This window comes from Streptomyces sp. NPDC006140 (genome assembly GCF_040628815.1).
Classification (GTDB): domain Bacteria; phylum Actinomycetota; class Actinomycetes; order Streptomycetales; family Streptomycetaceae; genus Streptomyces.
In genome coordinates, this window is the sequence record NZ_JBEXTS010000040.1 from 1 (window position 1) to 1,131 (window position 1,131).

General features: G+C 64.4%; 1 protein-coding gene. It reads right to left on the reverse strand.

The annotated features are described in order from the left end of the window. Nucleotides 1-1,119: tyrosine-type recombinase/integrase (locus tag ABZ386_RS41965; RefSeq protein WP_356506498.1), on the reverse strand; the 1,119-nt coding region annotated here is incomplete at its 3' end. Between the last annotated feature and the right edge of the window lie 12 nt (nucleotides 1,120-1,131).

The window sequence follows — 1,131 nt, forward strand, 5'->3', positions numbered from 1 at the left end:
GAGGTTGTGGTTGAGGGTTTTGGCGGCTTTGCTGATGGAGCCGGGCATGAGGTGGCGGTAGATCTTGAAGGTGATCTCGATGGTCTTGTGGCCCATCCATTCGGCGACGTCGGTGATGGGGATGTTGTGGGTGAGGCAGTTGGAGGCGAAGAAGTGCCGCAGACCGTAGACGACCATCCCTTCGGGGATGTCGACTTGGCCGGTCTTCTTGATCCGCTTCCACTGGTTGGCGATGTGGTAGTGCGGGAACGTCCGGGTCGGGTCGCTGGGGTGGCGCAGTAGGTAGCCGTCGACGGTGCCGTGTTTATCCGCGTACCACTCGATGGTCTGCCGCACCCGCGCCGGCAGGGGCACGTCCCGGTACTCGCCCACCTTGCGGTGCTTGAGCCGCTCGTAGCGGCAGGTCGTCCGGTTGACCTGTTCCGTGATGCGGTAGACGTCGTCGGCGACGATGTTGTTGAGGTTGACCGCGAACGCCTCACCGTTACGCATCCCGCAGCCGCTCATCAGGTCGGCGACAAGCAGGAAGCTGTCGTCGCCGGCGGCGCGTATCTGCCGCAACTGCTCCGGTGAGGGGATCACCACCCGCTGGGGGTCGTACTGCGGCGGCTTGATGCCAGCCACCGGATTGTCGTCGAACAGACCCAGCCGGTTCGCGTCCAGCAAGATCGCCTTCAGCTTGTCGAACGCATTCGCCTGCGCAGCCAGGCCCACCCCGTTGCGCTCCATGGCCTGGAGGAACCCTTCAACGACCTTGTGGTCAAAAGTGTTCATCCGCCGGCTGCCCAGCAGCGGCAGCAGATGGATGTTCAGCAGCGACTCCAGGTGCACCACCGACGCCGGCCCCAGATCCCGCTGGCCGGCCTTCCACTGACCCGTGTACTCCTCGAACCGCATCGCCCCGTACCTCGCGATCCGGTCCGCCTTCGCCTGTCCCCGTGGCGCGGCCTTCTTCGCGTTGTAGACCTCCGTCAAACGCGCGATCGCCTTGTCCTGGGTCGCGAACCCGGACTCCTTCACCTGCCTCCCCGCCGCCGACCGATACCGGACCTTGTACGGATGAGGACACTTCGACCACCGCGACCGCGGATGCTCACACTCCTTGAAAAACGACCCCATCCCACGAACCAA